This window comes from Deinococcus sonorensis KR-87 (assembly GCF_040256395.1).
GTDB lineage: Bacteria > Deinococcota > Deinococci > Deinococcales > Deinococcaceae > Deinococcus > Deinococcus sonorensis.
Window position 1 is genome coordinate 383,758 of the sequence record NZ_CP158298.1, and the last position, 25,611, is coordinate 409,368.

Annotated in this window: 22 protein-coding genes; 12 read left to right on the top strand and 10 right to left on the bottom strand. The window is 71.4% G+C overall.

Annotated features, from left to right (window positions below; translation table 11 throughout):
* Positions 1-237 precede the first annotated feature (237 nt).
* Positions 238-2,274: a diguanylate cyclase domain-containing protein gene (locus ABOD76_RS04985; RefSeq protein ID WP_350242013.1), complete on the top strand. Its 2,037-nt coding sequence runs from the start codon at positions 238-240 to the stop codon at positions 2,272-2,274.
* Here the strand turns inward: ABOD76_RS04985 and ABOD76_RS04990 are convergent.
* Complete coding sequence (locus ABOD76_RS04990; RefSeq protein WP_350242015.1) at positions 2,158-2,952, bottom strand: alpha/beta fold hydrolase; 795 nt, start codon at positions 2,950-2,952, stop codon at positions 2,158-2,160. The two genes, ABOD76_RS04985 and ABOD76_RS04990, sit on opposite strands and share 117 nt — an antisense overlap.
* Positions 2,953-3,160: 208 nt before the next feature.
* A complete protein-coding gene (locus ABOD76_RS04995; RefSeq protein ID WP_350242017.1) occupies positions 3,161-3,937 on the bottom strand; it encodes a dihydrofolate reductase family protein in 777 nt (258 codons plus the stop codon).
* Positions 3,938-4,536: 599 nt separating this feature from the next.
* Here ABOD76_RS04995 and ABOD76_RS05000 point away from each other — a divergent pair.
* Together ABOD76_RS05000 and ABOD76_RS05005 are read left to right on the top strand one after the other, a co-directional pair.
* A complete protein-coding gene (locus tag ABOD76_RS05000; RefSeq protein WP_350242019.1) occupies positions 4,537-5,127 on the top strand; it encodes a MerR family transcriptional regulator in 591 nt (196 codons plus the stop codon).
* Positions 5,128-5,147: 20 nt separating this feature from the next.
* Positions 5,148-5,618: a nuclear transport factor 2 family protein gene (locus ABOD76_RS05005; protein ID WP_350242021.1), complete on the top strand. Its 471-nt coding sequence runs from the start codon at positions 5,148-5,150 to the stop codon at positions 5,616-5,618.
* Between the two features lie 260 nt (positions 5,619-5,878).
* On the opposite strand, the gene ABOD76_RS05010 is transcribed toward ABOD76_RS05005, so the two are convergent.
* The 3 genes from ABOD76_RS05010 to ABOD76_RS05020 form a co-directional block, all read right to left on the bottom strand.
* The gene (locus ABOD76_RS05010; protein ID WP_350242023.1) at positions 5,879-6,064 is read right to left on the bottom strand and encodes a hypothetical protein; all 186 of its coding nucleotides are present in this window, start codon (positions 6,062-6,064) and stop codon (positions 5,879-5,881) included.
* Positions 6,065-6,355: 291 nt separating this feature from the next.
* Positions 6,356-6,562, bottom strand: coding sequence for a helix-turn-helix domain-containing protein (locus ABOD76_RS05015; RefSeq protein ID WP_350242025.1), 207 nt, complete (start codon positions 6,560-6,562; stop codon positions 6,356-6,358).
* On the bottom strand, positions 6,562-7,041 hold the full coding sequence (locus ABOD76_RS05020; protein ID WP_350242026.1) for a DUF2975 domain-containing protein: 480 nt from the start codon (positions 7,039-7,041) through the stop codon (positions 6,562-6,564). The genes ABOD76_RS05015 and ABOD76_RS05020 overlap by 1 nt, the downstream gene beginning before the upstream one ends.
* 377 nt (positions 7,042-7,418) lie before the next feature.
* Here ABOD76_RS05020 and ABOD76_RS05025 point away from each other — a divergent pair, with 377 nt between their 5' ends.
* From ABOD76_RS05025 to ABOD76_RS05040, 4 genes are all read left to right on the top strand, one after another.
* A complete protein-coding gene (locus ABOD76_RS05025) occupies positions 7,419-9,296 on the top strand; it encodes an ATP-binding protein (RefSeq protein ID WP_350242028.1) in 1,878 nt (625 codons plus the stop codon).
* Positions 9,289-9,915 carry a response regulator transcription factor gene (locus ABOD76_RS05030; RefSeq protein WP_350242029.1) on the top strand — a complete coding sequence of 209 codons (627 nt, stop codon included), beginning with the start codon at positions 9,289-9,291 and terminating at the stop codon, positions 9,913-9,915. The genes ABOD76_RS05025 and ABOD76_RS05030 overlap by 8 nt, the downstream gene beginning before the upstream one ends.
* A gap of 68 nt (positions 9,916-9,983) precedes the next feature.
* Entirely contained in the window at positions 9,984-10,484 is a 501-nt protein-coding gene (locus ABOD76_RS05035; RefSeq protein WP_350242031.1) for a GlcG/HbpS family heme-binding protein, read from the top strand.
* 743 nt (positions 10,485-11,227) lie between these two features.
* On the top strand, positions 11,228-12,760 hold the full coding sequence (locus ABOD76_RS05040; protein ID WP_350242033.1) for a histidine kinase N-terminal 7TM domain-containing diguanylate cyclase: 1,533 nt from the start codon (positions 11,228-11,230) through the stop codon (positions 12,758-12,760).
* Between the two features lie 332 nt (positions 12,761-13,092).
* Here the strand turns inward: ABOD76_RS05040 and ABOD76_RS05045 are convergent, their stop codons facing one another.
* From ABOD76_RS05045 to ABOD76_RS05055, 3 genes are all read right to left on the bottom strand, one after another.
* Positions 13,093-14,130: a hypothetical protein gene (locus tag ABOD76_RS05045; RefSeq protein ID WP_350242034.1), complete on the bottom strand. Its 1,038-nt coding sequence runs from the start codon at positions 14,128-14,130 to the stop codon at positions 13,093-13,095.
* Positions 14,131-14,548: 418 nt separating this feature from the next.
* Positions 14,549-15,796, bottom strand: a complete 1,248-nt coding sequence (locus ABOD76_RS05050; RefSeq protein WP_350242036.1) for a Gfo/Idh/MocA family protein — start codon at positions 15,794-15,796, stop codon at positions 14,549-14,551.
* Between the two features lie 122 nt (positions 15,797-15,918).
* A complete protein-coding gene (locus ABOD76_RS05055) occupies positions 15,919-17,184 on the bottom strand; it encodes a S41 family peptidase (RefSeq protein WP_350242038.1) in 1,266 nt (421 codons plus the stop codon).
* Between the two features lie 418 nt (positions 17,185-17,602).
* Between ABOD76_RS05055 and ABOD76_RS05060 the strand changes: the two genes are divergently transcribed.
* Positions 17,603-17,872, top strand: a complete 270-nt coding sequence (locus tag ABOD76_RS05060) for a hypothetical protein (RefSeq protein WP_350242040.1) — start codon at positions 17,603-17,605, stop codon at positions 17,870-17,872.
* A 306-nt stretch (positions 17,873-18,178) separates the two neighbouring features.
* Positions 18,179-18,388 carry a hypothetical protein gene (locus ABOD76_RS05065; RefSeq protein ID WP_350242041.1) on the top strand — a complete coding sequence of 70 codons (210 nt, stop codon included), beginning with the start codon at positions 18,179-18,181 and terminating at the stop codon, positions 18,386-18,388.
* A gap of 234 nt (positions 18,389-18,622) precedes the next feature.
* Here the strand turns inward: ABOD76_RS05065 and ABOD76_RS05070 are convergent, their stop codons facing one another.
* Complete coding sequence (locus tag ABOD76_RS05070) at positions 18,623-19,084, bottom strand: response regulator (protein ID WP_350242042.1); 462 nt, start codon at positions 19,082-19,084, stop codon at positions 18,623-18,625.
* A gap of 189 nt (positions 19,085-19,273) precedes the next feature.
* On the opposite strand from ABOD76_RS05070, the gene ABOD76_RS05075 reads away from it, so the two are divergent.
* Positions 19,274-21,586: a GAF domain-containing protein gene (locus ABOD76_RS05075; protein WP_350242043.1), complete on the top strand. Its 2,313-nt coding sequence runs from the start codon at positions 19,274-19,276 to the stop codon at positions 21,584-21,586.
* Positions 21,587-22,365: 779 nt separating this feature from the next.
* Here ABOD76_RS05075 and ABOD76_RS05080 read toward each other — a convergent pair.
* On the bottom strand, positions 22,366-23,040 hold the full coding sequence (locus tag ABOD76_RS05080; RefSeq protein WP_350242045.1) for a winged helix-turn-helix transcriptional regulator: 675 nt from the start codon (positions 23,038-23,040) through the stop codon (positions 22,366-22,368).
* 166 nt (positions 23,041-23,206) lie between these two features.
* Between ABOD76_RS05080 and ABOD76_RS05085 the strand changes: the two genes are divergently transcribed.
* Both ABOD76_RS05085 and ABOD76_RS05090 read left to right on the top strand, forming a co-directional pair.
* Complete coding sequence (locus ABOD76_RS05085) at positions 23,207-23,800, top strand: dihydrofolate reductase family protein (protein ID WP_350242047.1); 594 nt, start codon at positions 23,207-23,209, stop codon at positions 23,798-23,800.
* A gap of 51 nt (positions 23,801-23,851) precedes the next feature.
* A complete protein-coding gene (locus ABOD76_RS05090) occupies positions 23,852-25,342 on the top strand; it encodes an MDR family MFS transporter (protein ID WP_350242049.1) in 1,491 nt (496 codons plus the stop codon).
* The last annotated feature ends 269 nt before the right edge of the window (positions 25,343-25,611 follow it).

The following is a 25,611-nucleotide window of genomic DNA, read 5'->3' on the forward strand; positions in this document are numbered from 1 at the left end:
GGCGGCGGCGCACCCGAGGTTCTGCCGGTCCGCTTGACGGCCGCAGGGCCCAACGCCCTCAAGCGGGACAGCGTGGAGGACCGCTGGGGCCCACCTGCCGCTCCGGGCGTCAGCGGGGCGGCCTCGTCCCGTGCACGTCAGAGTTCAGCAAGACCCGCCGCGTACGCTGAGGAGACCGCCGTCGCTCGACGCCAGAGCGGCCGGCCGGCCCTGCCCAGCGCCCAGCGAGGACCCATCATGACGCCGTATTCCCCCCCCTTGCCCGAGGCAGACCCACAGCACCAGCTGCCGCTTGACGTGCCCCGGCTGCTGGCGGAAGCGGACCACCTGAAGTACGTGCGGGTGGACGACGCCCAGCGCCTGGCGGAGCAGGCCCGCAGGTCCGCCGAAGCGCTGAACGATGAGCGCTCGCAGGCGCTCGCGCTCACCATCCTGGGGGGGTGCGCCTTTTACCGCTCCGAGTACGACGCGGCGCTCACCCACCACGCCCAGGCCCATCACCTCAGCCGCGGCCGGTACCCGGACATCGAGCTGCGCGTCACGAACGGCCTGAGCGTCCTGCACCACCAGCGGGGCGATTATGCGCAGGCGATGACCTTCGCGCTGGACAGCCTGCAGCTGGTGCAGGCGCTGGGGGACCCGGCCGGTGAAGCGCGGGTGCTCAGCAACATGGGCAACATGCACTGGGACATTCAGGAATACGACCGGGCGCTGGACCTCCACCGGGAGGCCCTGGCGCGCCTCCGGCAGCTCCCGCCGGAGCAGTGGACCCCGGGGGTGAGCGCGCAGGTGGTCATCGTCCAGCTGAACACCGCCGTCGCCGCGTACCACCTGGGCCAGTACCCGCAGACGCTGCAGGAGAGTGACGCGGTCCTGGCGCAGTGCCAGGCCCTGCAGCTGCACCAGCCGGAGGCGATCATGCGCACCTACCGCGCCTTCACGCTGCTGGAACTCGGCCAGCTGGAGGCGGCCGAGCAGGAGTGCACGCACGCGCTGTCGCTGCACCGCGCCGGGGGCGACCGGGACCATCAGGCGATGACGCTCATCGCCCGCGGCCGCGTGCGCCTCCAGCGCGGCCAGCCGGACGACGCCACCGTGGACCTGCAGGGCGCCCTGCAGCTGGCGCAGGACCTGCAGCTGCGCCAGCGGGAAAGTGAAGCGCACCGCTGGCTCGCGGAGGCGCTGGAACACCAGGGGGCTCATCAGGACGCCCTGCGGCATTTCAAGCGCTTCTACGCCCTGCAGCGCGAGTTGCACGACCTGACCCTGGACCGGAAAACAAAGATCCTGACGGTGCAGGCGCGGGTGCTCTCCCTGCAGCGCGAAGCGGCGCTGGAGCGCGATCGGCGGGCCAGCCTCGAACAGGTCAACGCCGAGCTGCGCCGCGCGGAGGAGCACGTGCGCCACCTCGCGTATCACGACGCGCTGACCGGGCTGCCCAACCGCAAGCTGCTGATGGAGCGCCTGGAGCAGGCCCTGAGCCGCGCGCGGCACGTCCCCGCGCGGCATGGAGTGATGTTCATCGACCTGGACGGCTTCAAGCGGGTGAACGACACGCTGGGCCACGCCTCGGGCGACGTGCTGCTGCAGCAGGTGGCCCTGCGGTTGCAGCGGATGCTGCGCGAGACGGACACCGTCGCCCGGATGGCCGGGGATGAGTTTGTGGTGTTCGCGCAGGACACCAGCGGGGCCGGCGCGCTCCAGCTGGTGGGCGACCGCATCGTCGAGGCGCTGCGGTCGCCGTTCTCCATCGGCGGGACGGACGTTCAGGTGAGCGCGAGCGTGGGGTACGCCTGCTTCCCGGACGATGCCCTCACGGTGGACAGCCTGCTGCACTGCGCGGACACGGCCATGTACCGTGCCAAACGCCACGGCAAGAACCGAGTCTGCCGGCACACGGACGTGGAAGCCGTCGTCCACAGCCCACGGACGCGGCACGGTCCAGTAACGGCCGGCGGAACAGACGAGGCCAAATCGCCGGTCCTCACCCGTCACCGCCCTCGGTCCTCCGGGGCCTCCCCGGCGATACCTGAACAGCCGGAGGCTCGGCCCTGGTGGGTGGTGGGGGACACCGCATCGACGGAGGCTCCGCCCAGGATCGGCGGACCGGGCCCGGTGGGGTCCGCATTCACCCCGGCATCGGTCGCTCGGGTGCCGTCACGCCCCGGTGAAGAAGTCCGTCAGGACGGGGGCCAGTACCGCGGCGTCGACGTCGTGCGTCTGGCCGGGCAGCACCACCGCCGAGGCGTTCGGCATGGCCCGGGCCAGGGCTAGGGCGGTGTCGCGCATGAACCCGAAGCTCGCGCCGCCGGACAGCAGCAGCGTCCGGTGCGCCACGTGGGCCACCCGGGCGACCGGCACCGCCCGTTCCGGGCCCATCAGGAAGGCGTGGTCGTAGGCCAGCGTCGGCGCGAGCGCTTCCAGCGCCGCCCAGAACGGCGCGCGCCGCATGCCGTCGATCTGCTCGGCGGGGGTCCCGACCTGCTGCATGAACCGCGCCACGGCGTCGCCTCGTCGGCCGCCCGCCAGCAGCGGTTCCAGATCGGCGAGGTACCGCTGCCAGTCGGGCAGGCCTGTACGGTCGTCGTCATACGGCACTTCGTACACGGCCAGGCGGCCGAGGCGCTCACCGATCGCCTGGACCGCTTCGAGGACGAGCGCGCCGCCGGAGGAATGGCCGTACAGGTGGGCCGGGCCGCCCGCCGCGTCCACCAGGGCGACGAGGTCCTCCACCTCCCGGTGCACGCTGTAGGGCGTGGTGTCGCCACTGTCGCCACGCCCGCGACGGTCGTAGGTGATGACCGTGAAGGCAGCGGCGAGGCGCCGGGCGAGGTCCTGAGCGCCGGCGGTGGTGCGGGTGCACAGCGCCCCGACCACCAGGATGACCACCGGGCCGTGCCCGGTGTGTTCGTAGGCGATGGGGGTGCCGTCTCGGGACTGTACGGTCTGCATGGCGCTCCTCCTGCTCGAGGGTGAATGCGGGTCGACGCTTCTCCTGCGCGCCTGCGGAAAGCCGGGGTGGTGGAGTGGAGGGCAGCGCCTGGAAAAGCGGCACGGGGTGAGGGGGAGCGCGGATGAGCGGGTCGGGTCCGGGGCCATGGAGGGCCCGCACCACAGCTCCGCCCCTGGGCAACCCAGTTCGCCGCGACGGATGGGGCCCTCAGGCCGTTCCGGCCGGGTTGCCCGCGGCCAGGTCGGGCCCTCCCGGGTCACCCGGCGCTTCCACCGGGGTCCGGTAGATCAGCGCCACCGCGCCGCCAGCGAAAACCCTGGTGCTCACGAGCTGCAGGTCGAGTGGGCGGGTCAGTCCGGCGAACAGCGGCACCCCCTGTCCCAGGGCGACCGGCGCCACCAGCAGGTGGTATTCGTCGATCAGCCGGTGGGCGGCGAGGGCCTGGGCGAAGCTGGCCCCCCCGAGGGCCCGGATGTCCTTGCCGGGCTGCGCCTTGAGCCGCGCCATTTCGTCACGCAGGTCACCCTGGGCGACCAGCGGGTCGGTCCAGTCGCGCCCGGCCGACGCGCCCGGGTCCCGCGTGCGTGAAGGGTCCAGCCGGCCGCCCGGCGTGTCGATAAGGCCGCGCCTTGTGAACACGATCTTGGGGATGGCGTTCATCGGCGCCGCAAAGGGCGTGTCGGAGGTCGGCCAGTAGCCGGCCATCTCGGCGTAGGAGCGGCGGCCCATGGCGAGGGCGCCCGCCTGCCAGAGGTGCTCGACGATCCATTCGTCGGTGGCGTCATCGCCGGACCGGAAGATCCAGTCGACCTCTCCGTTGGGACCGCTAACGAAGCCATCGAGCGAGACGAACATGCCCAGCACCAGTGTTCTCATGGTCACCTGTTCTGGTCGGCGTTCCAGGGCGGCCGGATGTGGCCGCCCGGCGAAGGAGGTGAAGCTGGCCGTCAGCGGCGTGGAATGGGCGGGTGATGGATCATCCATTTGCCCTCAACGCGCGGCAACGGGTCTGCCACCGGCACGAGACGCAGCCTGCGGGATGGAAGCGTGGCGTGGCGCTGAGACGTGCTCACGCTGCACGCCTTGTGGAGGAGCGTCCATTCGGTTGTGGACGCCGTCCACATTACTACGTCCCTGCCGAACCTGCAAGGGACGATACGCGCACCCCGTACTTCCACCCAGGTGTGCCGCCAGCGGCACCGGAACGGTCTCTGTGCCGTCCACCGTCAGCACACGCGGGCGGGACGCGGTTCGCCGGGCGCTGCAGACACCCGGAGATGCGCAACGCACATCTCCTAGGACGGTAAGCACAGCCCGGATTCACACTGCTCCGGCTGGACTCCATGATCGCCGTCCCCGCTCCATCCGGTGCCCGGGGACGACACCCTCACGCTGGTTCACCGCACGCCCCACCGGCTGCACCTCCGGGCCTCCCGCCTCCACCTTCGCCACCCTGGAGGATGACGCCGCGAACCGGTCGATGATGCGGCGCTGAACGGGGCGGGGCGCAGCGGACCCAAACCCCTCTTGAATCTGACGCAACGTCAGGTCCTAGAGTGGTGAGGACCGGTCAGGAGGACCCTGTGAACGAGCACACCAAGACCTGGCGCATCGGGGAGTTGGCCGTGCAGGCCGGCATCACGGTGCGGACGCTGCACCACTACGACCGGCTCGGGCTGCTGTCCCCAGCCACCCGCACGTCGGGCAGCCACCGCTGCTACACCGCAGACGATGTCGCTCGATTGCAGCGCATCATCGCGCTGCGCAGCTGTGGATTGACGTTGCAGGAAACCGCGGCGGTCCTGCAGGGCGACGCCGGCGGTGGCGTGGCCGACCTGCTGCGCCGCCAGCTGGACGTGGTCAACGAACGCGCCCGGCAGGCGGTCGATCTGCAGGCACGTCTGCGGGGCATCCTCAACCGGCTCGAACGCAACATCGAACCGTCGATCGACGACCTGCTGCGACTGATCGAGGACACCACCCGCCTGAACACCCCCTGGACGGCCGAGCAGGTGGCGCGGCTCAGGGCAGCCCGGGCGCTGGATTCCGCCGCGTTCGCCGCTCTGAACGAGCAGCGGCGTCAAGTCTGGGGGACGCTGACCGGAGACGAGCAGACCCGGCGGGTGGAGCAGCGGCGCGCCGCGGTGTCCGCCTCGGGCGACACGAGGAGCTGACCCGGATGGAGGACCGCCAAATGACGCCCACCGCGCTTCACCGGTGGCTTGACGACACGCAGATCATCCGGGCCATCGGCCGGTACTTCCGGGCCCTGGACGAGCAGGAGTTCGCCGACGCCACCTTTCGGCAGATCCTCACGGCCGACGCCCGGGTCATCCGCCCGAACGGAGACGTGATGACCGGTGTGGCGAGCATCGTGAACAGCCACGCCCGCAGCTTCGCCCGCTTCGAGGCGTCCCAGCACCTCCTGACCGACCACGCCGTCGACGTGGACGGCGACGCCGCGAGTGTGCGCGCCAACCTGGTCGCGATCCACCTCTGGAAGGGCCGCCCGGCCGCCGCGACCCTGCTCGAGCGCTCCTTCTCTGCGGGCGGCGTCATCCGCGCGTCCATGAGACGCACATCGGAGGGGTGGCGCATCGCGGAGCTGAGCAACCGCGTGCTCTGGCGCGCCGGCGACTTCGGGACGATGCTGGACACGCGGTGACGCGCCCACCGCCCGCCCCGGGCAGGGTCGTGGGGCCGGGCGGGTCTGCGGCGAGGGGTCTCACCCCGGTCTGAACCCGAGGCGTCCACGGTGGGCCTTCGGGTGGGGCAGGGAGGGGAAGGCGCCCGGATCCGGGTTGCCTGCAGCCTGGACGGCCCAGCGGTGAATCGCCGGGTGGAGGTCCAGCGTCGACGCCGGACCAGCACGGTCCCGGCGGTCATGGCTGAGGCGCCCGCCCGTCTCGTGGTGCGGGCAGCTTATCAGCCGTCTGGGCGGTTGCTGCGCCTGAATTGAAGGTGGCGGACCACCGGGGTGCTGGAGCGGAAGCCCAGCACCGGTCCGGCCGCATTCCGCAGGAACCGCACCGTCATGCGGCCGGCTTGGTACAGGTCGCGGGTTACGGGCTGCAGGGTGACCGCCGTGTCCGGCTGGTTGTCCAGGCGCATCAGAAGGCGCCCGTCACCGGGGACGAGCTGGAGGCGCGCGCCGACTCCGTTGTTCTCGTCGCGCCCGGCGAACGGCTGCAGGTCAGCCGCGGTGGGCGTGCACAGGGGCGCGTCATGGTGACCTCAGGGCGTGGGCTCGTGGAGGGGGCGCCCTCGCGGGCGGGCGTGATGGTGTGGGGTGGGACGGATGCGGTCATGGACCTCCTGTGATGGCTCGGCGGCGGGGGGTGCGGCGCCTGCCGCGGCGGCCGGGGGCGGCCGCGACTCGTGGGCTGGTCCTGCGTCAGCGCGTTAGTCTTCGGTCCATTCCAGCAGGTCGCCGGGTTGGCAGTCGAGGACGCGGCACATTGCGTCGAGGGTGCTGAAGCGCACGGCTTTCGCCCGGCCGTTTTTGAGGACCGCCACGTTGGCGGGCGTGAGGCCGACGCGCTCGGCGAACTCGCCGACGCTCATCTTGCGTCGGGCGAGCTGGACGTCGATGCGTACGATGATCGGCATCAGATCACCTCGTCCATGTCGGTCTGCAGGGCGGTGGCCTGCCGCAGCAGGGCGCGCATGACGATCATCAGGAGGCCCAGCACCGTCACCCCGATGAACCACGTGAACAGCAGCAGGGGCAGGCCGGGGTCGTCGGCGTGGAGGCCGACGTAGAGCAGGACGCCCGCGAGGATGATCCAGGCGGCGGCGATGGCGCGGACGATGACGTCGACCCAGGTCATGGAGACGCTGGTGAAGATGCGGTTGGCGCCGATGAGGGCCAGCAGCTTCCAGATGGCGAAGAGGACAACTTGGGCGCACAGGATCCAGAAGGCAAACACGAAGGTGAGCGGCCAGCGCAGGTGAGCGCTCTGCGGGTGCTGCTGAGCCATAAAGGCGAACTGTCCTGGGAAGGAGAAGGTCTGGAGCAGGAGGAGCACCACGAAGAGGGTCACCAGGGACACCCGCAGCAGGAGGACGGCCCAACGCTGAATCTGCATGTATTGACTATCGTTCACTATCTATCGAAAGTCAATATGAGGACGGGGGTCCTGACCACGAGGTCGCGACTCAGCGGGATTCCCTGGCCCACCGGTGCCGTCACGACGAGTTCACCCCACGCGTCACGAAAGGGACGCGCAGCGACGCCCAGCACCGCACCGACGTCACGGTGGATCCCCAGGCCCGCTTCAGGTTTCCCCTCACCTGCTGTTGCCTGGCCACCTTCCTGAACCTTGCACCCTCTGTGCCGTCAGACGAGGCCGGGTCGCGCGGCCCGCGCCCGGCGGGTCACGCCCCACCGGCGCCGCCGGACCAGGCGTCCTCCTCATCCACTGGCCCTTGACACCGCAGCGCCACGCGGACCCATCATGGGCCCATGCCCTCCCTTCGCCGCGCCGCCCTCCTCGCCTGGGTGCTCGTGACGCTGCTGGTGGGCCTCACGTGGTGCTGGGCGGCCGCGCGTTCCGTCCAGGCGCAGTTCGAGACCGGCGCCCGCATCCTGCACCGGGTGCTGTCGCAGCGCAGCGAGCAGCAGGAGGCGGTGCTGGCCAGCCTGGACGCCCTCACCCGCGCGGGCGTGGGCCGCCGGGCACTGGGCCAGTACACGGACGCGATGCGCGCCCAGTACCCGCAGATCGTGGGCGTGCAGCGCTGCCGGGGCCGCTGCACGGCCATCGGGCCGAGCGGCGCGCACCTGCCCGGGGGCCCGCTGGTGCCGGACCGGGCGGGCCTGCAGTGGCATCCCTCGGTCCCCACCGTGTACGCGCTGGCCCGGGGCGACCTGCGGGTGTGGGTGGACGGACGGCGCCTGGCCCGGGCCGAGGACTTCACGGACCCCACGTCCGCCTTCCAGCTGCGGCGCCCGGACGGCGGCGCGGTGCTGGTACGGCAGGACCTGCGCCGCCCGGTGGGGCGGATGGACGCGGCGCTGCCGGTCCTGCGCGTGCGCAAGGTGCTGGGCAGCGCCGCGCAGCCGCTGGTGTTCGAGGGGGCGCATCCGCTGCGCTGGAGCGACCTGCCGCTGTGGGGCGCGGCGCTGTTCGCCGTGGGCAGCGCCCTGGCGGGCGCCGGACTGGTGCGCCTGATCGAGGGCCGCGAGCGGGCGCGCGCCGAGGTCCGGCACGCGGAGCGGGCGCTGCACGACGAGCGGGCGCGCGCCGAGCGCGCCTTTCACGCGGTCAGCGAGGCGCTGGTCGTCACCGACGCGGACCACCGGGTGCGCCTCGCCAACCCCGCAGCGCGCGCCCTGCTGGGCGGCGCCCTCACGCCCGGGGCGGACCTGCGGGACGCCGCGCGCTTCCGCGCCACGCTGGGGCAGCGGCCCTTCGACGCGGCGACGTTCTGGCACAGCCCCACCGGCGCGGACCTCCCCGAAGGCGTCACGCTGGTGACCGGCGACGGCGCGCGGCGGGTGGAGGGCGCGCTCGCCCCGGTCGGCGGGGACGCCGGGTGGGTGCTGGTGCTGCGCGACGTGGGTCCGCTCCGCGCCCGCGTGCTGGCGACGCTGGAGGAAGGCGAGCGCCGCGTGCGCGCGCACGAGGAGATGCTCGCGCACGTCACGCGCCTGTCCACCCTGGGTGAGATGAGCGCGGGCCTCGCGCACGAACTCAACCAGCCGCTCACCGCCATCGTCAGCCACGGCCAGGCGGCCCTGCGGCTGCTGGCGGACCCGGCGGCGGACGGCGGTCGGGCGCGGCGTTCGGTGGAAGCGGTGGTGACGCAGGCCAAGCGGGCGGCGGGCATCATCACGCACCTGCGCGGCCTGGTGAAACGCACGCCCACAGCGGCGCTGGTGGTGGACGTGCATCAGGCGGTGGAGAACGTCGTCACGCTCGTCGCCCACGACGCGGGGCGGCAGGACGTCACCCTCGACGCCCGCCTGAGCCGCGCGCCCCTGCTGGTCCGCGCGGACCCGGTGCACCTCGAGCAGGTGCTGCTCAACCTCGTGCGGAACGCGGTGGAGGCGGTCAAGGACGCTCCCGAGCGCACGGTGCGCGTCACCAGCGCGGTTCAGGCGGGGGCCGCGGTGGTGGAGGTGCTCGACACCGGCGCCGGGCTGAGCGACGACGTCATGGCGCGGCTGTTCACGCCGTTCACGACCACCAAGGCCGCGGGCCTGGGCCTGGGCTTGTCGCTCTCCCATACGCTCACGCAGGGGATGGGCGGCGAGCTGCGCGGCGAGAACCGCCCCGGGGGAGGCGCCCGCTTCACCGTCACGCTGCCGCTCGCGGTCGAGGCGCCCATCCATGCCTGAGGGCGTCCCGCTGGCCGACCCGACCGTGTACCTGGTGGACGACGACGACGCGGTGCGGGACGCCCTCGCCACCCTGCTCGGCACGGTCGGCCTGACGGTGCGCGACTACCCGGGCGCCGCCAGCTTCCTCGCCGCGTTCGACAAGCACGCTGTGGGCTGCCTGATCCTCGACATCCGCATGCCGCACGTCAGCGGGCTGCACCTGCAGGAGCAGCTGCGTGCCAGCGGGGCGGACCTGCCGGTCATCATCATCACCGGCCACGGCGACATCGAGCTGTGCCGCCGCGCGTTCCGTCAGGGCGCCACCGAGTTCCTGACCAAGCCGGTGGACGAGCACGACCTGCTGGACGCCGTGCAGCGCGGCGTGCACCAGCACCGGGAAAGGCGCGAGGCGAGGGCGGCCACCGACCACGCGCGGGCGCAACTCGCGCGGCTCAGCGAGCGGGAAGCGGAGGTCCTGCGCCTGATGGTGGACGGGCATAGCAACAAGCAGGCGGCCCGGCGGCTGGGCATCTCCGCCCGGACGGTGGAAACCCACCGCGCGAGCATCTTCGAGAAGCTGCAGGTGGAGTCGCTCGCGCACCTGGTGCGGGTGGTCCTGACCAGCCAGGGTCCGTAATTCTACGGAGGCCCGCTGTGGCGCGCCCGCATGGCGCGCCCCCGGCGCGCGGGCGCAGGATACGCTCCATGCACAAGCACCTGCTCGCCCTGCTGCTCACGTCCACCGCCGCCGCCCAGACCGCCGCGCCCGTCCAGCTCGCCACCACGCCGAGCGTCACGCAGACGAGCCTCAGCCTCTTCGCGGCCGTGCGGATCGCTCAGCTCGCCGTGCAGAACTGCGCCCAGCTGGGCTACAACGTCACGGCGACCGTGGTGGACCGCGCCGGCATCACCCTCGCCGTGGCGCGCGCCGAGAACGCCGGGCCGCACACCGTGGACGCCGCGTACCGCAAGGCCTACACCAGCGCCTCCGCGCGCAACACCACCGCCGCCATCGCCGAGAACCTCCGCACCAACCCGGCCTCCGCGGAACTCGCCCGCATCGACCGCTTTCTGGTGCTGGCCGGCGGCGCCCCCATCCGCGTGAACACAGCCGTGGTCGGTGCCGTGGGCGTGGGCGGCGCGCCCAGCGGCACCATCGACGAGAAGTGCGGCACCGACGCCGTCGCCACGGTCCTGGGCGGCTGAGCCCCCGATCGGCACGGCAGCGTGGTCCCCGGATGGGGCCCCGTGCGGATGATCCGCGAGCCCTCCAACCGGCGGGAGCTGGACAGAGGACCACGGCGATGGCGGCTGAACCGGCCGGGCTGCGGTGGACGGTCGCTTGACTCGCACGGTCACCGCCCCGTTCCGGCCACCCGCCAGCGGGCGTGCTGGGGATGCGGACGGAACCGGTGACGCGACACCGAGTTTTTCCCGTCGGTCCGCCCCAAGGCGCGCAGGACCAGTGCGTCGTCCTGGCTGGCACGGGGAGCGACCGAATGCCCGGGCCACCGGTGACGGTGAAGTCCCGCGCACCGGTCCACCGTGTGCTGCGCCTGCGCGGCGCTTTACAAAGCTTGGGATGGCGGCGCCTGTCCTGCGGCGCGGGACGTGCCCCCAGCAGGTGACGGAACGGCGCACGAAGGACGGTCCCGCCACCGGGGAGGGCCGCAGCCACCGGGCAGCCGTGGGGGTGGGTGGGCCCGCTGGTCCTGCTGCCTTAAACACATCGGCCGGTGGTCCAGCGGGGAGCTCAAGCAGATTCAGGCTCGCCTGCCGCACGTGGCGACCCGCCCGGAACAGCCTCAGGGCTCCCCTCCTCCCGAACGTGCCCGCCGGCCTGCTCTCACAGCACACCGTCCCGGAGACGGTATCCTATGAACGGTTGGTGAGGGTTTGGCAAACATCGCCACCGCCGGGAGGATCACGTGCTGCACTACACGCCAGAGGTGTTGGCCTTCGTTGTCTCGCTGATCCTGACGCTCTGCCTTGGGCTGGTGGCGGCCGGCCGAAAAACGCCCGCCGCGCAGACGTTCTTCTGGCTGATGGTCTCGCTCAGCATCTGGACCGGGTGCTACATCTTGGAACTCTCGAGCGTCACCGAGAGTGGCAAGCGGTTCTGGCTGATCGCCAAATACCTGGGCGCCGCGCCCGCGCCGGTGGTGTGGTTCCTGTTCTCCCTCTACGCCACCTCGCGCGAAGCGTGGCTCAACCGGACGGTGCGGGTGGCGCTCACCGGCTGGGTGCTGCTCACGCTCGGCATCGTGTGGACCAACAGCGCGCATCATCTGATGTGGATGTCCATGCACGTCGAGGCCGGGCAACCTGAACTGCAGGTCCATCACGGCCCGTTCTTCTGGGCCTACGCCGCCGCCATCTACGCGTTCATCCTGACAAGTGTGGCGCTGTTTTTCAACTTCTACCGCACCACCCAGCCGCTCTTCCGGCGCCAGGGGCTGCTGCTGACGCTGGGCGGCTTCGCCCCGCTGGCCGGGCGGATGTCCGAAGACCTGTTCGGGCTGGATCTGCTGCCGAGGGTGGACGAAGTGGTGTTCTTCTTTCTGTTGTCCGGCATCTTCTTCGCGCTGGCGCTGTTTCGGTACAACACGCTGCGCGTCGTGCCGATCGCCCATCACACCGTGATTCACAACATCCGGGCCGGCATCGTGGTCCTCGATCCGGGCGATCACATCATCGACCTGAATCCGTTCGCCCGTGAACTCTTCGGCCCGACGTCGAAGGACATGATCGGGGCCCGGCTGCCGGACGTGCTGCCCAGCCTCATGCCGGCGGCCATGGGCCGTGAGACGCTGGACGACGTGACGTTCGTGCGTGACGGCGTTCAGGCTCATTTTTCGCTGCACCGCTCGCCCATCCCGGGACCGGCGGGGCGACTCAACGGACACGCCCTGGTGCTCTTCGACATCACGGCCCGCCGGGAAGCGGAACGGCAACTGGAAGTCCAGGCCCAGACCGACGCCCTGACCGGCGTGACCAATCGGCGGCGCTTCCTTGAGCTCGCCGAAACCCAGGTCCAGGACGAGGGGGGCCGCTGTGCTGTGCTGATGCTCGACATCGACCGCTTCAAGACTATCAATGACACCCATGGCCACGCGGCCGGTGACCAGGTGCTCCGTGAGACGGCCCGGGCGTGCCGCTCGAGTCTCGGCCCGTCGGCGCTGTTCGCCCGGTATGGCGGCGAGGAATTCGTGGCGTTGCTGTCGGAGGTCACACCGCACGAAGCGGAACTGGCCGCAGGGGCGCTGCGCGCTGCGGTCGAAGCGCTGCGTCTGGAGCACGAGGGCCGCCAGGTGCCGGTCACACTGAGCATCGGTGCCGCCGTGTACGAGGGCACCCCGCACGACAGCCTGGAGCGCTGCATGCGCCGGGCCGATGCGGCGCTGTACGCCTCGAAAGCCAACGGCCGCAACCAGGTCACCGTTGCTCCTGCCGGCGTCCCGGTGGCCGGTCTGGCAAGCTGAGGACCCAGATCTCCAGCGCCTGGCGGGCATGAGGAGCGCTTCAGTGCATTCCCGCCCTTGACCGGCCCCTGCCGGATGCTGCAGGACACCGTGAGCTGGGCGGTTTCGTCCACCCACGCGGCCCGAGCCGACCTCTCCGCCCGCACCGGCCGTCTCGCTTCAGCGTATCCCCGGGCGGCCACCCGCCCAGAGCGCGAAGGCCTGTCCGCGCCGGTCCCATCCAGGCGGGGAGGGGCATCCTGGAGGTCACCACACTGACCCTCGTCTCATCGGCGACCCTGTGGTGTACCCGCCGGGCCTTCCATCGGTCCAGCGGGTGCAGGTGGCCCGGGTTACCCGCCCGGCGTGGGTTTCGGGTGCTGGTTCAGGTACAGGATGTCACTGCCCGGCTGATACAGGTAGCGCCGTCCGCCCAGCACCTTCACCGTTTCGGTGGTGCCGCCGTCATACTCGAGCGTCACCGTGTCGCCCTCAAGCGCGGGACCCGGCTGCACCCGGTAGCGCCCCCAGACGGTGATCAGCTCGTGCACCGGCTGGAAGTTCGCGTCCACGCCCTTCGCGAGCCAGCTGTTGTGCCAGAAGCGCCCGTTCGGCAGGAAGTTGAACTCCACCGCCTGCCCGGTCTTGTATTCATGCACCACCTGGTAGGGATCGGTGTAATAGGCCGTCAGGATGGTCATGTCCTCGACGTCCAGCCCCTCCCCGCTGTAGACGGTGGCGCCCGCGCACACCCGGCCCGGCTGCGGGTCATTCTTGGCGTTGCTGGCCACGATCGGCCCCACCGGGTAGCGCGCCTGCCAGGTCTGCGCGTCGGCGGCCGCGGCGGCCGTCTGCCGGGCGTACTCTCCCGGGGCGTCGCCCGCGCTGCCGGTGCGGTTCATCTCGATCCAACCGGCTACCGTCATGCCGTTCCCGCTCACCCCGTAGCTTTCACGGTCCGGACCGGAGATCAGCCAGTGGAAGTCCAGCTTGCCCTGCCGGACCTGCCAGGTGCCCGGCTGCGCGCCGACCTTGGTGCCGGGCCGGGTGTCCAGCATGAACGCCCGGCCGTCCGGTAGAAAAGCGAGCTCCAGCTTGTCCGTGACGTCCGTCCACACCCCGAAGAGCGCCGCATCGAGCGGACCAGCGGCCGGCGCGGCGATCGGCCCGGCGGGCGGGCACGGCCCGCTGCCGGGCGGGGTGGACGGCGTGCCCGGACCCGGCGGGGTGGACGGTGTCCCCCCACCGGAGGTGCTGGGCGGCGTGCCCCCACCGGACTGGGTGGGCGGCGTGCCGGACCCGGACGGGGAGGAGGGCGTCGGGGCGCTGCCAGCGCCGCAGGCGGTCATGGCCAGCAGGGCAGTCAGGACCAGCGGTTTCAGGATGGGCATGTCGATCAGGCTCCTTTCGGTCAGGGACGCTGTTTGACCTGCCGACACCGTACGGCACCGCCCAGGACGGCCACATCGTTCATTCGAACCTGACGCCTGTCCGCTGGCCCGGTTCGAATGAACGATGTGCCGCCGGCTCCTCAAGTGAACGGGCGAACGTCCAGGAGGTGCACACAGCGGCCGCCTGGCCGAGCGCTCCCGCGGAACGATCCGGGCGTCGCCTGCGGGCCCTCGTGACGCTCGCGCCCGGCCGTGAGGGCTCGAGCCTGACAGTTGCATTCGGCAGCCCTGCACCTGGTGTCACCCTGAGTTCGGACCGACACGGGCCTCACCGCGCTGCGCCGGTCCCGCCCGAGAGGCGGGATCAGGACCGCGGACATCCCCAGGGCGGACGGCACACCCGGAACGGACGACCGCCTCAACCAGCGGGTCCTTCGCTCAGTCGCACCCGGCGTCCCGTGGCCTGAGCCTCCAGGGCGGCGTCGATGATGTGCTGCACCTTGAGGCCCACATCAAAGCCCGGACATGCCGCCCCGCCATGGGCAATCGCCTCCACGAACGCCCGGGGCCCCACCGGCTGCTCCGCGAACAGCTCAAAGATGTTCCGCTGCGGATCACCGTACGACGCTGGCACCTCCAGCGTCCTGAAGGCCGGCTCATCCCGCCGGATGCCCCGGAACACCAGCGAGCTCCCCAGCGTGTTGAAGGTGTATGTGGCGTCGAGCGTGCCGTCACTGCCGGCCAGCAGGGTGTGGAGCCGCATGCCTCCGCCCGTCGGGATGTTCGCGCTCACCTGGATGGTGGCTTGTGCACCTCCGTCCATCCCCAGGATCAGGGACGCCGTGTCATTGGCCGCGTGCACCGTCCGGCCGTCCGGGCTGCGGCGCGGCAGCATGACGTCCAGGTGCGCGCTGACCTCCCGCGCCTCCCCGATGAGCAGCAGGGCGAGATCAATCATGTGCGACCCCAGGTCACCGAGGATCCCGTTGGCCCGCGCGGCATCGAACCGCCACATGTAGTCGGTTGACGCCGCGTAGTCGCCCTGGAACACGAACTGCGCCTGAACCGGCTGGCCGACAAACCCACCTCGGATCAGGTCATGCAGGGAGCGGATGTGGGGCAGCCAACGCCACGTGAACAGCACCATGTGCTGCACCTGCCGTTCGGTGGCTCTTCGGTACATCTGTGCCGCCTCGGTGGCATTCAGCGCCAGGGGCTTCTCGCACAGGACATGCAAGCCCGCATCCAGGGCGGACATCGTCATTGAATAGTGCAGATCGTCGGGGGTGCAGATGACGACGGCGTCGAGGGTGCCGTCACGGATCAATGCCCGATGATCCAGAAACACACCTGGGATACCGTACTTCTGTGCGAGTTCACGGGCACGCTGGTCGTCGCGGCCGCAGACCGCCACGACGTGAGCCGCTGGGTCCCGCGTGAGGCTCGCGAGGTACATGTGCTCTGCCCACCAACTGGTCCCGATCACACCAACGCGCACCTGGGCCATCGCTTCTGCGTCCTTTCCGAGGGGTGAGAGGAAGACCAGCATACGACTTGCGTTGCTCCGGTTGGCGCGTGAAGGAACGGGATCGCGCGTCGTGGCTCCCCGCATGATCGTCGGCAGTCGAGGACCCGGGTGATGAGGATCGTCGTCCCGGAAGCTCAACCGAGCAGCCCTTCACCCGTCAACCGAGCACACCGTTCGCGCCCGGCGTGGAGGGATCACTGCAGGGGCAGGGTCATCCCCGGCCTCGCGCCACAGGGACGCCACCGGCGGACCCGCTCACCTCATCGGCTGGCCGACAGCACGCGGAGGGCCGCGGCAACCGCCGGGTCGTCTTCCGGCGGCTGCATGGGGGCCAGCGGCAGCAGCACGTCCGGCTGAATCGGTCCACGCCCCAGCAGACGATGATCCGGCAGCATCACGCGCTTCCGTGACCACTGGAACACCGCGCCGTTGGGCAGCGCTTGCTGCGCTGTGGTGCCCTGGACGTCGGCGGTCGGCTGGCCCAGCACGGCGGCGTGCCGCACCACCCGCAACGCCGCGGCCGTCATCTCGGCCATGCTGGCCGTGTTCGGACCGACCAGCACCGCCACCTTCATCTGTTCAGGGAGCACCCCCAGGGCCCCCTCATAGGCATACGGGAAGCCGGGAACGTCGAGGCGGTCTCCGGTGCGCCCTACCTCCGTCATGAAGGTCTGGTCCGTCCAGGCGCCCATCAGGACCTGGCCCTCACCCAGCCACCCCCCGGTGTTGGCGCGCAGGTCCACGATGACACCCTGCACGCCGCCCGCGCGCACCACCGCGTCCAGCTGCCGGCGGACCTCGGTGGCGATGCCCTCCTCGAGAAAGCTGTCCAGCCGCAGGTAGACCCAGGGGTGCCCCTTCAGCCGCGTCACCTGCCAGGGCACCGTGTCGGTGAGCTGCCCGCGCGTCACGGTCACCTGCCGGGCCGGGCCGTGCGGTCCCTGCAGCCCGAGCGTGACGCGGGTGCCCGCCGGACCATCCAGCGCGGCGGAGCGGGGGCACACCTGACCGTTGATGCTGAGCAGCACGTCACCCTGCCGGACCCCCGCCTGCTCGGCGGGCGAGTGCGGCTCGACCCAGTCGACGGACGGCAGGTGACCGGGCAGCGCCAGGAACCACATTCCCAACGGATCGCGCAGGGTGCCGGCCGTGACGTCACGCAGCAGCTGCGTGGCGGCCGGCGAGAACCACGCGGTGTGCCGGTCGTGCAGCGTGGCCAGCAGGGCCGTCATCGCCTGCTCGAACTGCCGGTCATCCGCCGCGGCCAGCGCGGCCTGACGCAGCGGCTCAATTGACGTGAGCCACCGCTGATCGACGGCCGCCGGGTCGACATACTGCTCCTGCAGGGTCCGCGTCACCTGCGCCAGGATCTCGATCCGTTGCGCGACGCTGGGCAGCGCCCCTGACGCCGCCTGCACCTGCCGTGGCGGGCAGACCGGGACGGCCGGAGGAAGAGCCTGCGCGCCGGCGCCGGAGAGGAACGGCACCATACACCCGCACAGCAGCACCCGGAACCGCGCCTTCAAGTGGGCACCTGCGGGGAGGCACCGGGCGCCATGATGCATCTTCCTTCCAACCTGGTTGCCCGCAGGCGCCCGACGAACGGGCCGGCCGTGTTCGATGAAGTTCTCAGCACCTCCACACGATAAACCGGTCGGCTGGCGCTGCGAGCGGACCGGTCCTGGCCGCCGGACCTCGCCCGGCGGCTGGTCTCCACCCTCCTGATCACGGCGCTGCACGACGCGGGGCTGGACCCTGAGTGGACGTCGAGCCGACCGGCATCGGCCGCGGTTCCAGTCGCCTGACCGCCCCACGGCTCACCGGGCGCTGGACGTCCCCCGCCATGCTCGGCTGAGACCGCCCCCACGGGCACCTCGCCTCACCCGACCGGTCCAGGGTGCTGGGGCACGCTTCCTCCAGCAGCGCCTGGAGCATACTGGAGGCATGCTCACCTGCTGCATCGAATACGTGTCCCCGGACGGCTGCTGGCACACCCTGGTGCCGCTGGAGGGCGACCGGGTGTACCAGCCTGAGGAGCTGCCGGTCACCGCCGGGCCGTGGAGCGGGACGGTGACGCACCGCCTGAGTCTGCGGGGCGAGCGGCCGCTTTCGGAGGCCGCCTTCCGGGCGGTCGCGGCCCGGGCGGCCACCCGGAGCGCGGCCGTGTCGTGCAGCCGCTCCCAGCAGCTGCTGAACCTGCTCATCCCCTTCTGACGGCCGAGACGTGGGCCTGGCGGCCCGCGTCCGGGACGCACCTGCCGTTCAGCTCAGCGTCTCGGAATGGTCGCGCCCCTGGGGAAGCAGCAGCTGGGGGCCCAGGACTGCGAGCACGACGACAGCGGACCCTTCGTGGGGCCAGAACAGTGCCGGTCGTCCTGAGCGGCGCGTGGCCTCCTCAGGTGAACAAGGTTTCTCCGTGCGCCTCGCAGCCGTCGTCCGGCGGTGCCGGGTGTCGTGGCCACTGGAAGATCACCCCGACCAGGGGCAACTGCCCAGGCCGCGAGGCGTGACCCTCACCCGGTGAGCCCCGTCCTGGGCACGGAGCGCGCCGAGCGCTTCGTGCCCCCGCGGCCGGCCCGAGGCACCACGGTGGAGCTTCCTCACCCACGCGATGTGCCGGTGCGCGCGGAGCAGGACGGCGCTCGCCGGTTCCTGCTCTCCCAGCACCGCAGCCAGCGCGAGTTCCGCTTCGTGGATCACGCGGCAGGTCTGCGCGGTCTGCTCCTGTAGCGCGGCCAGCACGTCCCTCCCTATGGTGGACGCGCTACGGAATGGGGGGGGTCCGCCCTGACCCAGGGCCACGTCATCCTTCGTTCAGCGGACCGCACCGTTCTGTCTCCCCGGTGCACCTGGACGCGCCCCGTCCCCGCCGGCTCCGGTCCGTCCCCCGGCCTTGCCTTGCCTCGCGGCGGGACGTGAACTCTGTGTTCGACTGAAGCGCTCGTCGCTCGTGGACTGGCGACGTCAGGACGTCAGGCGCCCACTCACCGGATGCCCGGGCAGGCGAAGGGACGGCTGGGCCCAGAACGACAGCAACTGCGTGTAGAGCTGGACCACCCGATCGTACCCGACGGGTTTGACGAAGAAGGCGTTGGCGCCCGCCCGGTAGCACGCGTGGATCTCCTGCGCGTCTTCCGCGGTGCTCATCATGATGACCGGGAGCCGCCGCAGTCGGAGGTCGCCTTTGATGCAGTTCAGGAGCTCCAGGCCAGACTGACCCGGCAGATGGACGTCGAGCAGCATCAGGTCCGGCAACGACTCGTTCTCGGTCAGCGCCTGCCGAAGGGCGGCCAGGGCGGCGGCGGTGGAGGTGAAGAAGGTGCAGGTGGGGGAGGCGTTGATGCGCTCGAAGATGCTGGTGAGCAGGGCGTGTTCCGCCGGGTTGTCGTCGACCACCACGAGGTGCAGCGTCCGCATCTTCAACATATCCTCATGATGCAACGCGCTCGGCAGCAGAACCGAGAAAAATCCCGCAGTCCTCCAGGGCACTTGGCGGGGCAGCGTGTCCCCATGACCTGACCCGTGCACCGACAGGCGGCCGTTCCACGAAGCGCATCGCCGAACGGGAGGACCCGGGGCTCCGGCCGGTGCGGCCGCTCGCGCTATGCTGCTCGCATGTCCATTCCGCCCGCAGCGGCCGCGGCCTCGCCGCTCTCCCTGGCGGAACGGTTGCAGCACATCACGGAAGCCCTCGCCGCCGCGACCATCCCCGAGGCGGTCTACCGGGTGGTGCTGCAGCCGGCCCTGGAGGCCCTGAACGCCATCGCCGGCGCGGTGCTGCTGGTCAACGACGCGGGCGACCGCCTGGAGCTCGCCGTCGCCCACGGGGACCAGGTGGGCGCACCGACCATCTGGCAGGACGGCCCGCTGACCAGGGACGACCCCGCGGCGGACGCGCTGCTGCAGCGCCAGCCGCTGTTCTTCGAACATCCGGGGGCCCTGGTCGAGCGCTACCCGGCGCTGGAAGCGCGCACCGGCGCGGTGGCCGCGGGGGCGACGGCGGTCCTCCCGATGGTGCTCGACGGTCAGCCGCTGGGCACCATCGCGCTCGACTTCCGGGAGCCCCACACCTTCACGCTGGAGGAAATCTCGTTCCTGCGGACGCTGGCCGCGCAGTGCGGCATCGCGCTGGGCCGCGCGCGGGCGACCGGGCAGCTCGAAGCGCAGGTGGCCGCGCGCACCCGGGCGCTGGTCGAGGAACGGGCCGCGCTGGACGCGTTCGTGGCCTACACCGAAGTGATCGGCAGGGAGACCGAGGTCAGCGCCCTGGCCCAGCGGGCGGTGGACGTGCTGCGTGCCCGCTTCCCGGCGGGCTCCGGCGGGTATTACGCGCGCGACGGTGAGCGGTGGACGCTGCGCACCTGGACCGAGGCTCCAACCGCCCGCCCGCACCTCCTGACGCGCCTCCAGGCGGGTCTGCCGAGCAGCACGCCGTTCATCCAGGCCCTGCTGCACACCCGGCAACCGACCTTCACCGAGGCGTGGAGTGCCGAGGCGGAAGGCATCGAGGACAGTGAGGTGTACGGCACGGTCGCCGCGTACCCGGTGACGCTCAGCGGCCGGATCTGCGGCTTCATCACCCTCGGCCGGACCGACACCGCCCGCTGGACCGAGCGGGACCGCGCGATCTTTCGCAGCGTGGGCCGCGGCCTGGATCTCGCCCTGGAGCGCGCGGAGCAGGCGCAACGGCTGGAAGCGCAGAACGCGGAGCTGGACGCCCGCACCCGCGCCCTGGACGCGTTCGCGGAACTCACCCGGGACCTCGCGCTGGAGCCAGACCCGCTGCAGGTGGTGGGCCGCGCGCAGGACATCGTGCTGGGCCAGCTGCCGCTCACCGTCAGCACGTACTACGAGCTGGACGGCAGCACCTGGCGCCTGCGCTCTTACCGCGGTGAGTTCGACAATCCCCAGCTGCTCGAGGCGCTGCAGCGGGGGGTGCCGCGCGGCACGGTCCGCAACATCGACCGGCCGTTCGACACCCGCGAGCCGTACTACCAGGGACAGTTCGACGCCCGGAGTGCCGGGCCGCTCGAACCGCAGTTCACGGAGATCAAGGCCACGGCGGCGTTCCCCGTGTGGGCGGGCGACGAGGTGGTGGGCGTGATGGTGTTCGGCCTGCACCAGGCGCGCCGTTGGTCTGCCGTCGATCAGGTGATCCTCGAGGCGATGGTCCGCAGCGTCGGGCTGGCCATCGCGGGCGCCCGGGGCGTCGCGCAGCTGGCCGAGGAACGAAGGAAACTGACGCTCGCCAACGAGGAACTCGAGGCGTTCGCGTACAGCGTCTCGCACGACCTGCGCACGCCGGTGCGGCACATCCTGGGGTTCCGGGACCTGCTGCAGCGCTCGGTGCGTGGCCGGCTCACCGACAAGGAGGACCGGTACCTGACGGTGATCGGGGACGCGGCCACCCGCATGAACGTGCTGATCAACGCGATGCTGGACCTCTCCCACACCGCGCGCCTGGCGCTCAAGCGGGGTCCGGTGGACCTGAACGTGCTGTTCTCGGCGGCGCGCGCGGAGCTGGAACTGGAGATGGTGGACCGGCAGGTGCAGCTGCAGGTGCGGCCGCTGCCGATGGTCAGTGGAGACGCAGACACCCTGAGACAGGTGGCGGTGAACCTGCTGTCGAACGCCCTGAAGTACACCCGGACGCGGGACGTGGCCCGCATCGAGGTGTGGGCAGAGGAGCGGCCGCAGGCGTGGGCGGTGTTCGTGCGGGACAACGGGGTGGGCTTCGACCCGCAGTACGCTGACCGGCTGTTCGGGGTGTTCCAGCGGCTGCACCGCGCCGACGAGTTCGAGGGCACCGGGGTGGGACTGGCGAACGTGCAGCGCATCATCCACCGACACGGGGGCGAGGTGTCGGCGGTGTCGTCGGAGGGGGAGGGCGCGACCTTCGGCTTCACCCTCCCCAAGCAGCCGGCGTGAACATCCAGGCGTCGGCCGGGCCCCTGGGTCCACCCGTTCCAGGGTGAGCCGGGGGTCCTCTTCAGTGGAGACTCGGCCGCTGGAGCGAGGGAAGGTATGGCCAGGGCGGTCATGCCCGCACGGCGGCCGCTTCCGCCGTGCGGGTGGCGCCAGGACGTCCGCCCCGCGCGCCGGGCCGTCCAGCCCCCGGACCGGCGCGCGTCACCTCCGCCTGGTGGAAGTGGCACGGCACCGTTCGCCCCACCGCACAGGTCCGCACCAATGCATTGCATTGCGCGCTGCGCCACCCGCCTCCGCTGCCCGAGGGGAGCTGCAGGCGGTGGCCATGCTGGGCGGCCGTGCGGCTGCGGTGCCGGCTGGCGGGCGTGGATGACCTGCGACACTGCCCCCACGTCGTGGCGGAGCCGCGGCCGTTCGGCGTGCTGGCCAGCCCGTGAGGGCCCCTGACGGCCGCCCGCGCCGCCCCCTGCACTGCGGCGTGCGTGTTGCCTCCACACCTGCCCGACCGGCGTCACGCGGCGCCTGTGCACCGCCGGGCTTGCAGGGGACGCGCTGTGCTTTCCTGGGCGCCTGCCGGGCCGCCGGTCCGCGCTCCGGGAGGTCCAGCCGGGCGCCGTGCCGCTGGACCTGCGGGGTCACGACGCGGTGCGACGCTGGACGGCGCCCTGGGCAGGGTGTGGCGCTCGCGGGTGCTGTGGCCGGGTGAGCTGAGGCTGGGGGCGCCTGCCCTCTCTTGCGCTTCGGCTCGAACCTCACGCGCCATCTGAGCCGGCCCTCGATCAGGTCCCGGCAGGCGTGGGCGCCGCGGGTTCCGGCAGCGGAAACAGGCGCAGGAAGCGCTTCGCCAGTGCCCGGTCTCCTTCCACGCGGATCCCGCCTGTCGTCTCCGCCTCCTCAAGCGGCTGGCCCCCGAAGATCACGCTGCCGAGCGTCGGCACGTCGCCGTGCAGGGTGGCGCCGGGACCGGGCGGCGTGCCGCGCTCAATCTCGATCCGGTCTCCGGTCAGGCGAACCGCGAAGGCATCCGCGCCGATCTGAAGGGCCAGGGTCGCCTCCAGTCCCCCGTGTGGCGGCTGGTACATCGTCTTCATGGCCGTGATCAGCGTGGCGAGGCTGATCGGCTGCCCGGGCCGGCGCGCTGGGGAGCGCGCGCCCCAGCGTCCCAGCTGCTGGAGCACCGGTTCCAGCTCGCGTCCCCAGGCGGTCAGCTCATATACCCACGAGGCCGCCGGGGGTGGGAGGTGGTGGCGGCGCAGCACGCCGGCGTCATCCAGATCGCTGAGCCGCTGCGTCAGCACGTTGGGACTGATGCCGGGCAGCGCCTCGCGCAGGTCCGTGAACCGCCGGGGGCCCAGCAGCAACTCGCGCACCACCAGCAGGGCCCAGCGCTCGCCGATCAGGTCCAGCGCGTGCGCTGCGGCGCATCCGTCCTCGTATGACCGTTTGGAGGGCATTCCCTCCAGTGTATCGGGAGCAGTATGAAAAACTGAGCGAGGAGTTGCAATTTAGGACTGTTACGTTATACACTAACTCAGGCAAGCGATTACGGATGATCACGTGCTGGACAGCGCCCGGCGGTCCGGGGTTGGTCCGTCGTCACGCGGTTGCAGGGAGGACACCATGAGGAAACTCGTTGCTGGTCAGTTCATGTCGCTCGACGGGGTGGTGGAGGGGCCCGGTCCGGCAGACGACTTCGAGGCGGCGGGCTGGTCCACGCCGTACTTCGTGCCCGAGATCGGGCAGTACATCGGCGCGTCAGGGGCGGCCGCAGACGGGCTGCTGCTGGGCCGCGTGACGCACCAGGCCTTCCGGGCCGCCTTTGCACACGCGCCCGCCGGCGATCCTGCCGCCGCCATGATGAACGCTATTCCCAAGTACGTGATCTCGACCACGCTGACCGACCCCGACTGGGTGAACTCCACCGTGCTGGGCGGCGACATGGTGGAGGCCGTCACGCGCTTGAAGGCCGGCGGCAACCGCACCCTCAACGTCAGCGGCAGCATCACCCTGGTTCAGTCGCTGCTGCGTCACGGCCTGCTGGATCAGCTGGACCTGCTCGTCCATCCGGTCGTGGTCGGGCGGGGCCGCCGGTTGTTCGAAGCTGACGTACCGGCCCGCCTGGACCTGCGGGAAACGCGCACCTTTTCCAGCGGCGTGGTGCTGATGTCCTACCGCGTCCGGACGGACGAGCACCTCAAGGCGACGATCCCCTGACCTGCCGCCGGGCCCTCCCATTGAGGGTCCACCCACCGAAAGGAGGTCCACGTGACCGCACCCGCCGCTCCAGCCCTCCCGCCCCGCGACCGGGCCGTGATCGTGATCCTGCTGATCGCCACCTTCGTCGTGATCCTCAACGAGACGATCATGAACGTGGCCCTCCCGCGCCTGATGACGGACCTCCACGTGACGGCCAGCACCGTGCAGTGGCTCTCCACCGCCTTCATGCTCACCATGGCTGTGGTCATTCCCGTCACCGGGTTCCTGCTCCAGCGCCTGAGCACCCGGACGGTCTTCTTCGCGGCCATGACCCTGTTCAGCGTGGGCACGCTGCTCGCGGGCCTCGCGCCCGGGTTCACGGTGCTGCTGCTGGCGCGCGTCGTGCAGGCGTCCGGCACGGCGATCATGCTGCCGCTGCTGATGACCACGGTGCTGACCCTCGTCCCCCCCGAGCGGCGCGGCGCCGTGATGGGCACCATCAGCATCGTGATCTCCGTGGCGCCGGCCATCGGCCCCACCCTCTCAGGCCTGATCCTGAACCTGCTCTCCTGGCGCGCGATGTTCCTGTTCGTGCTGCCCATCGCGCTGGCCGCGCTCGCCTACGGCGCGCGCACCTTGACCAATGTCGGTGAGCAGCGGCGCACGACGCTGGACCTCGTCTCGGTGCCGCTGGCGGCGCTGGGCTTCGGCGGCGGCGTGTACGGCCTGAGTCAGGCGAGCGGCTCCGGCGGGTTCGGCAGCGCCGTGGTCGTGTGGCCCCTGGCCGCGTCGGCGTTGAGCCTGACACTGTTCATCTGGCGGCAGCGGAAACTGGAGCGCCGCGACGCGCCGCTGCTCGACCTGCGGGCCTTCCGCTTCCCCATGTTCACCGTGGGCGTGCTGCTGATGATGATCGCCATGATGGCGCTGTTCGGCGGCGCGATCCTGCTGCCGATCTACCTGCAGAACGTGCGCGGCCTGTCCTCGCTGCACACCGGCCTGCTGCTGCTGCCCGGCGGCCTGCTGATGGGCCTGCTGGCCCCCACGGTCGGGAAGTGGTACGACCGGCGCGGCCCCCGGGGACTGGTGCTGACCGGCACGGCCCTGATGACGGCGGTGCTGTGGGGGCTGGGCGGCCTCTCGGCGGGCACGCCGGTGTGGGCGCTGCTGGGCCTGCACCTCACCCTGAGCGTGGGGCTGGCGCTGCTGTTTACGCCGGTCTTCACCAGCTCGCTCGGGCCGCTCCCCGCGCACCTGTACTCGCACGGCAGCGCGATCCTGAGCACCCTCCAGCAGGTGGCGGGCGCGGCAGGGACGGCCCTGCTCATCACCTTGATGAGCGCCCGCACCGCCGCGCTGCTGCAGGACGGCGCCGCCCCCCTCCTCGCCCAGACGGCAGGCCTGCACACCGCGTTCCACGTCGCCGCCGGGATCTCGCTGCTGTCCATCGTGCTGGCCGTGTTCCTGCGGCCGGCGCGGCAGGGCGAGCCGCACCACAGCGAGGACCGCCCCCTGGATGAGGCCCCCACCCATCAGGACCGTCGTCCGGTCGGCTCCTGACGTCCACTTGAACACGCAGCTCCAGCACGGTGGAGAGGCAGCGCGAGCGGCGGGGAGCGGGCCGAGCCTCCCCGCGCGTAGGGCGCGCCTTCCCCGCCTGGGTGCGCCCCTCCGTCCCAGAGCACCGAGCAAGGACCTGCGGACCTCCATCGTGCTGGAGCGCCTCACCGTGGAACCCGGACGCTGAAGCGGTCCTGCTCGCCTGACCCGCGCCGGGCCCGGGAGGGTGACGCCGCACCACCCGGCCCCGCGGCACGCGCGGTATGGTG

What these genes read in the sequence shown, in the direction of transcription:
- ABOD76_RS05080 (WP_350242045.1), bottom strand. Translation starts at nt 23,040, where the DNA reads ATGCCCTCCAAACGGTCATACGAGGACGGATGCGCCGCAGCGCACGCG.
- ABOD76_RS05060 (WP_350242040.1), top strand. Translation starts at nt 17,603, where the DNA reads ATGCTCACCTGCTGCATCGAATACGTGTCCCCGGACGGCTGCTGGCAC.
- ABOD76_RS05075 (WP_350242043.1), top strand. Translation starts at nt 19,274, where the DNA reads ATGTCCATTCCGCCCGCAGCGGCCGCGGCCTCGCCGCTCTCCCTGGCG.
- ABOD76_RS05010 (WP_350242023.1), bottom strand. Translation starts at nt 6,064, where the DNA reads ATGCGCCTGGACAACCAGCCGGACACGGCGGTCACCCTGCAGCCCGTA.
- ABOD76_RS05025 (WP_350242028.1), top strand. Translation starts at nt 7,419, where the DNA reads ATGCCCTCCCTTCGCCGCGCCGCCCTCCTCGCCTGGGTGCTCGTGACG.
- ABOD76_RS05035 (WP_350242031.1), top strand. Translation starts at nt 9,984, where the DNA reads ATGCACAAGCACCTGCTCGCCCTGCTGCTCACGTCCACCGCCGCCGCC.
- ABOD76_RS05070 (WP_350242042.1), bottom strand. Translation starts at nt 19,084, where the DNA reads ATGTTGAAGATGCGGACGCTGCACCTCGTGGTGGTCGACGACAACCCG.
- ABOD76_RS05085 (WP_350242047.1), top strand. Translation starts at nt 23,207, where the DNA reads ATGAGGAAACTCGTTGCTGGTCAGTTCATGTCGCTCGACGGGGTGGTG.
- ABOD76_RS05005 (WP_350242021.1), top strand. Translation starts at nt 5,148, where the DNA reads ATGACGCCCACCGCGCTTCACCGGTGGCTTGACGACACGCAGATCATC.
- ABOD76_RS05030 (WP_350242029.1), top strand. Translation starts at nt 9,289, where the DNA reads ATGCCTGAGGGCGTCCCGCTGGCCGACCCGACCGTGTACCTGGTGGAC.
- ABOD76_RS05015 (WP_350242025.1), bottom strand. Translation starts at nt 6,562, where the DNA reads ATGCCGATCATCGTACGCATCGACGTCCAGCTCGCCCGACGCAAGATG.
- ABOD76_RS04990 (WP_350242015.1), bottom strand. Translation starts at nt 2,952, where the DNA reads ATGCAGACCGTACAGTCCCGAGACGGCACCCCCATCGCCTACGAACAC.
- ABOD76_RS04985 (WP_350242013.1), top strand. Translation starts at nt 238, where the DNA reads ATGACGCCGTATTCCCCCCCCTTGCCCGAGGCAGACCCACAGCACCAG.
- ABOD76_RS05045 (WP_350242034.1), bottom strand. Translation starts at nt 14,130, where the DNA reads ATGCCCATCCTGAAACCGCTGGTCCTGACTGCCCTGCTGGCCATGACC.
- ABOD76_RS04995 (WP_350242017.1), bottom strand. Translation starts at nt 3,937, where the DNA reads ATGGATGATCCATCACCCGCCCATTCCACGCCGCTGACGGCCAGCTTC.
- ABOD76_RS05020 (WP_350242026.1), bottom strand. Translation starts at nt 7,041, where the DNA reads ATGCAGATTCAGCGTTGGGCCGTCCTCCTGCTGCGGGTGTCCCTGGTG.